This window comes from Hydrocoleum sp. CS-953, assembly GCF_002260545.1.
Lineage (GTDB): Bacteria > Cyanobacteriota > Cyanobacteriia > Cyanobacteriales > Microcoleaceae > Trichodesmium.
This window is the reverse complement of record NZ_LGSU01001250.1, coordinates 1-8,578: the sequence shown is the minus strand read 5'-3', so window position 1 is coordinate 8,578 and position 8,578 is coordinate 1. Positions and strand designations below refer to the sequence as shown.

5 protein-coding genes and 2 pseudogenes are annotated in these 8,578 nt (G+C 38.0%); 6 read left to right on the top strand and 1 reads right to left on the bottom strand.

The annotated features are described in order from the left end of the window. Window positions 1-164: 164 nt before the first annotated feature. From AFK68_RS45990 to AFK68_RS45980, 4 genes and pseudogenes are all read left to right on the top strand, one after another. Window positions 165-1,587, top strand: a pseudogene (locus AFK68_RS45990) (Ig-like domain-containing protein); the annotation flags it as partial. A 142-nt stretch (window positions 1,588-1,729) separates the two neighbouring features. Then, a pseudogene (locus AFK68_RS45985) lies at window positions 1,730-3,218 on the top strand (MG2 domain-containing protein); the annotation flags it as partial. Between the two features lies 1 nt (window position 3,219). Next, the coding region (locus tag AFK68_RS21550) for an alpha-2-macroglobulin (RefSeq protein WP_305778150.1) at window positions 3,220-6,225 on the top strand (3,006 nt) is incomplete at its 5' end. A gap of 94 nt (window positions 6,226-6,319) precedes the next feature. Then, a partial coding sequence (locus AFK68_RS45980; protein ID WP_371357491.1) for a hypothetical protein occupies window positions 6,320-6,439 on the top strand: 120 nt, incomplete at its 5' end. A 185-nt stretch (window positions 6,440-6,624) separates the two neighbouring features. Here AFK68_RS45980 and AFK68_RS21545 read toward each other — a convergent pair. Then, entirely contained in the window at window positions 6,625-7,464 is an 840-nt protein-coding gene (locus AFK68_RS21545; protein ID WP_094674961.1) for a putative nucleotide-diphospho-sugar transferase, read from the bottom strand. Window positions 7,465-7,960: 496 nt separating this feature from the next. On the opposite strand from AFK68_RS21545, the gene AFK68_RS21540 reads away from it, so the two are divergent. Together AFK68_RS21540 and AFK68_RS42245 are read left to right on the top strand one after the other, a co-directional pair. Next, entirely contained in the window at window positions 7,961-8,170 is a 210-nt protein-coding gene (locus AFK68_RS21540; protein WP_094674959.1) for a hypothetical protein, read from the top strand. A gap of 116 nt (window positions 8,171-8,286) precedes the next feature. Then, entirely contained in the window at window positions 8,287-8,439 is a 153-nt protein-coding gene (locus AFK68_RS42245) for a hypothetical protein (protein WP_246844333.1), read from the top strand. Window positions 8,440-8,578: the final 139 nt, after the last annotated feature.

Sequence of the window (8,578 nt, the reverse complement as noted above, 5' to 3'; positions counted from 1 at the left end):
GTTGCTTATGGTGCTTTATTTCCCCAAATCTTACAAATTATTGATTGTCGCTTTTAACTATTAGAGATATAATACTTTATTAGAAATAGATAAACTTGTCTATTTTATTTAGTACAACTACCTCTACTTATTGTAGATAAAAACTTTCGTCAAATTCAACAAATATGATCCGAAAATATTGGAAACATTTTGTATTAGGATTTTTCCTAACATTTGTAATAGGAGCCTGCGGTATTTTTAATACCACCTCACAACAGGAAAAATTACCAATGGTAGATTTAATAGTTAATCCAACAGTACCGGAGTGGATAGAAAAAATTAGTCCGACGGGAGAAGCAGCTTCTTTAAATCAAATTCGGATTCGGTTTAAAGAGCCTTTAATTCCTTTGGAAACTTTAGATTCTCCAGAACAACAGGAGAAATTAAAGCAGTTTGAAATTTTCCCAGAATTACCGGGTCAATTCCGATTTTTGACTCCGAAAATGGTAGGATTTCAACCAGCAGAATCTTTCCCTAAATCTACTAGAGTCAAAGTTACTTTAAAAGCTGGTTTATCTGACTTAAACAATCATCAATTAGATGAAGATTTAGCCTGGACTTTCAATACTGAACCAGTCAAACTCACGAATTTACCAACTAGCAAAGAGAAAAATAGAAGGTTAGAACCGATTGATATAAATCCGACTCTAAAATTTACTTCAAATGTGGAATTGGATTTAGATTCAATCACAGAAAAATTAAAACTTTTGCCCGATGGTAAAACAGAAAGTTTACCTTTTACAGTTAGTTTAGAAACATTAGAAACTGATGAGGAAGAACAAGCTCCCATAGAAGCATTTGACTCTTCTTTGCGTCAGTGGAATTATCTGATTACTCCTGAAGTAACTCTGGAAAAAGGTACTAAATATCGACTAGAATTTGACTCAGGTATTCAGCCATTGAAAGGTAATTTACCTAGTCAAACACCTTTTGTTAGTCAAGTAGAAACCTACTCTAATTTTGAATTTTCCCAACTCAAATTTTCCCAGGGAAGCGATAGATTTGTTAAAGGTAATCCTAGTTTAGAATTTAATCATGGGGTTGTGCCTAGTTCAGCAGTCGAAAATATTACTATTGAGCCAAAACCAAAAGAGACTAAAAATCTGATTCAAGCTTATGATAACTATAATATTGTTAGTATCAATCCTTGGCTATTAGAACCAGATACAAATTATAAAATTACTATCGGTGCAAATCTCAAAGATAAATTTGGGCAAGTATTGAATCAGGCAGTAGTATTAGATTATCAAACAGGAGATTTATCCGCCGATATTTCTGTGCCTGGTGGGTTAAATATTTTCCCATCTAGTCAAAATTTACAACTGAATATTTCTACAGTAAATCTGCCAAACTCGGAATATAAAGCAGCTTATAAAGTTGTACAACCAACAGATTTAGTTTACACAGAATCAGCTTATCCTAGAAAAAACAGGAAGAATTTATTGCCAGTAACTACACAGTGGAAAAGTTACCCTGTTTCTGGAGAAAAAAATCAAATTACCGAAGCAGCAGTTCCTCTGCGAGAACAACTCGGCAGTCAGACAGGAANGAATCAGCTTATCCTAGAAAAAACAGGAAGAATTTATTGCCAGTAACTACACAGTGGAAAAGTTACCCTGTTTCTGGAGAAAAAAATCAAATTACCGAAGCAGCAGTTCCTCTGCGAGAACAACTCGGCAGTCAGACAGGAATGTTAGCTTATGGAGTTCAAGCACGAACAAATTCTTATCAACAAAACCGTCAGGAAAAATGGCAGGAACCAACATTTTATGGATTAGTACAACTAACTAATTTAGGAGTATTTGCTCAGTGGTTCCCAGAGTCGGGAATTATTAAAGTAAATCATCTGGATGATGGTTCTCCAGTTGTGGCAGATGTGGAGATTTATCAGTCTCAATTAAATGCTAAATCTCAACCTAAACCTACTGCTTGTACTACGGGAAAAACTAATGAATTTGGTCTGTTAAATTTGAGTAAAACAGATTTACAAAAATGTATGAACGGTCAGCGTTTTTCTCAAGGTCCGGCATTATTAGTAATTGCCAAAGAAGATCGAGATTGGGCATTTGCTAGTACTAAAGAATATAGTGGTACTTATGGTTATGGTATTTATTCTGGTTGGGATAGTGGAAAACCTGAATCACGAGGTACTATTTTTTCTGATAGAGAACTTTATCAACCAGGGGAAAAAGTTTGGTTGACTGGAGCTGCTTATTATTTGGAAGATGGTGACTTGAAACAAGCCAAAAGTACAGGTTATCAAGTTACTCTAGAAAATCCAGATGGTAATAAGAAAAATTTAGGTACTCAAACGACTAATGAATTTGGTACTTTTTCTCTAGAAATTCCTCTGGATAGTAATCAGCCATTGGGTTATTACAATGTGGAGGCGAAAGGAGAAAATGATGTAGAAATTTATGGGCAATTTCGCGTCGCTGAATTTAAACCACCTAATTTTAAGGTAGACCTGAAACTTGATAAAGAAATTGCTTTTCTTGCTGAAGAAATTGGGGCGGAAGCTGAAAGTAATTATTTGTTTGGTTCTCCAGTTCAAGGAGCAAAAGCTAAATATTATGTGACTCGCCAAAAAACAGAGTTTACTCCTAAAGATTGGCAAGAATTTGATTTTGGTCGTCGATGGTTTTGGCCGGAAAAAGCACCGACTATTCCTAATAATGTGCTGCAAAAAAATGTAGTGCTAGATAATAATGGTGGGAATAATCAAATATTTACAGTCGGGAAAGATTTACCCTACCCAATGACTTATCGAGTAGATGTAGAAGTAACAGATATATCTAATCTTTCTGTAGCTGACACTCAAACATTTACCGCTCTACCAAGTGAGAAGTTAATAGGTTTAAAAAGTAAATTTGTTGCTGAAGCTAATCAAAAATTCCCGGTAGAATTTATTGTGACTAATTCTGAAGGAAAAGCAGTTTCTGGAGAAAATATTCTGCTGGAATTACAAAAAATGGAATACAGCACTGTCACTCAGGTAGTCGCTGGCAGTCGTAACCCCAGATATCAGGTGGAATATAAAACCGTTGCCACGGAAAAAGTCAGAAGCGACAACAAACCCAAAACCGTCAACCTCACCGCCCCCGAATCAGGTAGTTATCGCATTCGTGCCAACTTTGCCAATGCTGAGGATAATATTACTGCCACCGATATACAAATTTNGAATACAGCACTGTCACTCAGGTAGTCGCTGGCAGTCGTAACCCCAGATATCAGGTGGAATATAAAACCGTTGCCACGGAAAAAGTCAGAAGCGACAACAAACCCAAAACCGTCAACCTCACCGCCCCCGAATCAGGTAGTTATCGCATTCGTGCCAACTTTGCCAATGCTGAGGATAATATTACTGCCACCGATATACAAATTTGGGCAACCGGAACAGAACGAGTTTATTGGGGAGGTCGCAACGAAAAACGCCTAGAAATCAAACTCGACAAAGACACATACCAAGTAGGGGAAACTGCCACCGCTTTAATTCAGTCGCCCTATCCAGAAGGAGAATTGTATTTTGCCGTCGTTCGCGACAAACCTTTCTATGAAAAAATTACAAAAGTTACAGGTGGCGCACCGGAAATTCAATTTCAAGTGACTGAGGAAATGTTGCCCAATGCTGCGGTGCAAGCGGTATTAGTACGGCAAGGTGAACCACTGGAAAATGTGGAACCTGGAAGCGTCGAAGATTTGATGAAAGTTGGCTTTACTCCATTCAATATCAATTTGGCAGACAAATACTTAAACGTGGAAGTCAAACCCCAACGTCTGGAGGTGCAACCGGGGGCAATGGAAAATGTGGAGTTGACAGTAAAAAATAGTCAAGGAGAACCAACTAAAGGTCAGTTTACAGTGATGGTTGTGAATGAAGCGGTGTTGCAACTGAGCGGTCATCGACCACCAGATTTAGTTGAGACTGTCTACGCGGAGCAACCAATATCTACCCGTTTCAACGATAACCGCGAGGAAGTAACAATGGCAGAGATGGCATCACCCCTAAGAAAAGGTTGGGGTTTCGGCGGTGGTTTATCCTCTGGTGCTGCGGGTACTCGCATTCGCAAAGATTTTCAGTCTTTAGCTTATTACAATGGATCTGTAATTACGGACGAACGGGGTAAAGCAACGGTAAGTTTTAAGATGCCAGACGATCTGACAACTTGGCGCGTAATGACCGTTGCTACGGATGGAGATTTACATTTTGGCAATGGGGAAGCGACTTTTATTACGACTCAACCTTTAATGTCAAATCCTGTGTTGCCTCAGTTTGCTCGGATAGGCGATAAATTTGAGGGTGGCGTTGCAGTTACGAATAATACTGGCAAAAAAGGCAGTCTCAAAATAGACGGGGAAGTTAGTCAGAATATTTTGTTTGCCGAAAATTCCCAAACTACGGAAACTTTCAAAACCAGAGCAGACTCCGGCACCAATGCTTACCGCTTCCAGATGGAGGCAAAACAACCAGGTGAGGCAAAAGTACAATTTTCGACCGACCTGAATAACCGCAACACTGATGGGTTTCAAGTTGCTTTACCCGTGCGGTCTTTGGCAGCAAGTGAAAGTGTGGTGGAGTCTGGTACAACTGACACTCAAGTGCAAATTCCTCTAAATATTACCGAAAATGTGATGCCAGATGTGGGAGGTCTGGAAATTTCTCTGGCGAGTACCCTGATACCAGAAATTACTGCTCCAGCAAAGGCAGTGTTGAAAAAAGACCACTTACCATTTCTCGAAACTCTCGCAAGTAAGTTAGCGATCGCCTCCAACCTACAAATATTAGGTAAAAAATACAACCAAGCATTTGTAGATTTCAACCCGAAACAACAAGCAAGATTAGCATTAGAAAAATTAGAAACATTGCAACTGCCAGACGGTGGTTTTGCTTATTATCCAGGGCGAGAAGATTCTAATCCTTATTTGACTCCTTACGCTGCCGAGGCGATCGCTCAAGCAAAAAAAGCATTCCCAAATTTAGTAGATGAGTCAATGTTAAACCGTCTGCGGAGTTACTTAAACGACTTATTAGCAGACCCAGGTAAATATGATTATTGCAACGAACAACTTTGTCGAAATCAATTCCGCTTAGATGCGTTGATGGCGTTGTCGGAATTAGGCGACACCAGGAATAGCTTCCTATCAGATATTTATCAACAACGGGAAAAACTGTCGCAGTTAGACCAAATTAAACTAGCGCGCTACCTCTCCACCTTTCCCGAATGGCGCCAACAGTCAGAGGAAATGTTTAACGAAATTCAGGAAAGCGTCTATGAAACCGGGCGTAGTGCCACATTAAATTTACCGCAAACCTGGGGATGGATAAATTCGACTACGGCAGCTCAGTCTCAAGCATTGCGACTATTTATTACCCGCGACGCCAAACCAGAAGTAATAGACCGACTATTACAAAGTCTGCTTAACTTACGGCGCGACGGCACCTGGCGCACAACTTATGATAATGCCGAAGCATTGACGGCGTTGGCTTCTTACAGCAATACCCAACCCGCTCCACCAGACTTTGTAACAACCGCTAAATTATCTGGCAAACAATTAGATGCAGCTCGTTTTCAAGGTTATGAAAATCCGAATCTATCTTTGAATGTAGCAATCGATAGTTTGCCAAAAGGTGAATCAGATTTAGTCTTGGAAAAATCAGGAGACGGCAAACTGCACTATTTAGTTGAATACAGTTATCGCCTCCCAGGAAACCAACCAGGAAGATATAACGGTTTGCGAGTAGCGCGGGAAATTCGTGCCGTAGGGACGTTGCATGAAACGTCCGTCTTGCAACGAATGGATCTATCTGAAGTGCCATCAACATTAGATGTCAGTGCAGGGCAAGTCTTTGATATAGGAATCGAAATTATTACAGACCGCCCCGTAGATCATGTAGTAATAAGCGACCCACTTCCAGCAGGTTTAGAAGCAGTTGACACCAGTTTCCAAACTGCCACTTCCGCTGTTAAAGCAAAAGCTGATAGTTGGCAAATAGGATATCAACAGATATATCGCGATCGAGTTGAAGCTTATGCAGACCGTTTAAACCCAGGAGTGTATACATTACACTATTTAGTCAGGTCTGTCACTCCCGGAACATTTATCTGGCCTGGAGCAGAAGCACGACTACAATATGCGCCCGAAGAATTTGGGCGATCGGCGACGACAACGTTGGTTGTGAAGTAGTCTATCAGTTTCAAAACCCGGTTTCTTGAAGAAACCGGGTTTCTAGTGGTGTAATTTTAGACTGACAGAACTTACGCAAAAATTTTTCTTATANCACTATTTAGTCAGGTCTGTCACTCCCGGAACATTTATCTGGCCTGGAGCAGAAGCACGACTACAATATGCGCCCGAAGAATTTGGGCGATCGGCGACGACAACGTTGGTTGTGAAGTAGTCTATCAGTTTCAAAACCCGGTTTCTTGAAGAAACCGGGTTTCTAGTGGTGTAATTTTAGACTGACAGAACTTACGCAAAAATTTTTCTTATAACCTAGCATGACTGTAGGGTTGCTGAGTAAGTCCCAATCAGTTAATTATGTTGATCTCTGATCTAACGGCTAAAGGGAACAGGTAACAGATTTTAAAGCCATTTTTGACTCAGTTTTTGTCTAAGTCCCGTTAACACATAATCTTTTATTTTCTTACCAGTAGTTTTAAATTGATATTCCCATCCCTGTTTCTTCTTAATACATCTATTTTTTATTGGCTGCCAGCATCGATGCTGTTTTCCTGGTAGTTTATTCAGTTCGTTTTTGATAATCTCATGATTGCTATGTCTACCATGGATAATTTTTACAGAATCCTTCAAAGTAAAAAAGAAAGGAGTCCTTGCATTCCAAGCATGAGATAGAACATACATTTTACAATTAGATTCTAACCAAGCTTCTATAAAAGAAGTTTGATCGTTTTCCTTTCCTACAGTTTTATTAATAATTTTTGATTCATATATCTCTAACCATCTTTGAAAAAAAAACTCATTATTTGCACTTTTTTTAAACAGAATAACTCCCGTATTATATACTTCACAAGCAGCCAATACTTTGTTAGTTTGAGGCGATTTTGCTTTATTAGGATCTGTGGGGTCTGGAGCAACAGCTACGTCAAAAAAATCTAGAGTTTCAAATATTTCTTGACAATCATCACAAAAATATGTATCTGTATCAACAAACAAAGTTTTTTCATAAGGAGAGTCATGATAAATATGCCTTACTTTATACAACAATCCCTCCTTATAATGTTTAATATCTACGGGGCGAATAATGATTTTATCAAAAAGCGAATTATTAATGTTTTTATCAGTTACCAAAGTAATATGAGCGCTTTCATTGATTTTTTTTAGGCTTGTAACAGAGACAATTGCTTCTTTAATATATTTGTCTCCTGTCGCAACATAAAGATAGCCCATCTTCTGATTATTCATAGTTATATATACAGATAATTGTTGACAACTTTTGCAACTATACCTAATGGTATGACAAGCGTTTCCCATACCTAGAACTATAGCAATAAATATAGTTTAAGACAGTAGATATTCGTTAAAGGCTACAAAGCCGATAACAATCAACAAATCACAGCCAACAGGGAACAAATCACAGCCAACAGGGAACAAGCAACAGGGAACAAGCAACAGGGAAATACTCATATCCTTTCCTTGAAAGTAAAGTATATAAATTTTCAGTGAAACTGAAGTTGTTTTAAAGTTTGATATAGATGCTAAAAAAGGATTGAAAATTTATATAATAGTTGAAAATTCAGGATAATAAAACAAAAATTTTCCGAAAANTGATATAGATGCTAAAAAAGGATTGAAAATTTATATAATAGTTGAAAATTCAGGATAATAAAACCTAAATTTGCTCTTGTCTCATTTTTATTTATCCGCTAAACTAATAAGAAATAATCACCAGAAAAAAACTATGACTAAAGTTATAGAAGAAGCACTAACTAAACTATCTCAACTACCAGAAAACCAACAAGAAGCTATAGCTTATCTCATCCTAGCAGAAATAGAAGACGAGAAAAGATGGGCAGAAAATTTTGCTAATTCTCAAGACAAACTCGCCCAACTTGCCGATGAAGCGATCGCTGAGTTTAAACAAGGTAAAACTCAACCTTTAAACTTCTGATGAACTCTCAAACTACCTCTAAATTTTGGAAAGCATTTAATAAACTGCCTGAGTCTATCCAAGAAACTGCTAAGGAAACCTACCTACTCTAGCAAAAAGACCCATATAATCTCAGTTTGCAATTTAAAAAAATCCATCCAGTTCAACCTATTTATTCTGTCAGAATAGGTTTAAATTGGCGAGCAGTTGGCATTAAAGATAGCAACACTATTATCTGGTTTTGGATAGGTTCCCATTCAGATTATAATCAACTTATTTCTCAACTATAAATTGTTGCAATGGTATAAGTATTGACGTTGCTTGCAACGTTCCTACAATGTTATTATTTAAGCTATGCCCGAAATTAAAAAATAGGGCATAGTCGATTAAAAAGTATACTCTGACTAATAGTTATTAACTTAGAGGTTT

What these genes read in the sequence shown, in the direction of transcription:
- AFK68_RS21545 (WP_094674961.1), bottom strand. Translation starts at nt 7,464, where the DNA reads ATGAATAATCAGAAGATGGGCTATCTTTATGTTGCGACAGGAGACAAA.
- AFK68_RS21540 (WP_094674959.1), top strand. Translation starts at nt 7,961, where the DNA reads ATGACTAAAGTTATAGAAGAAGCACTAACTAAACTATCTCAACTACCA.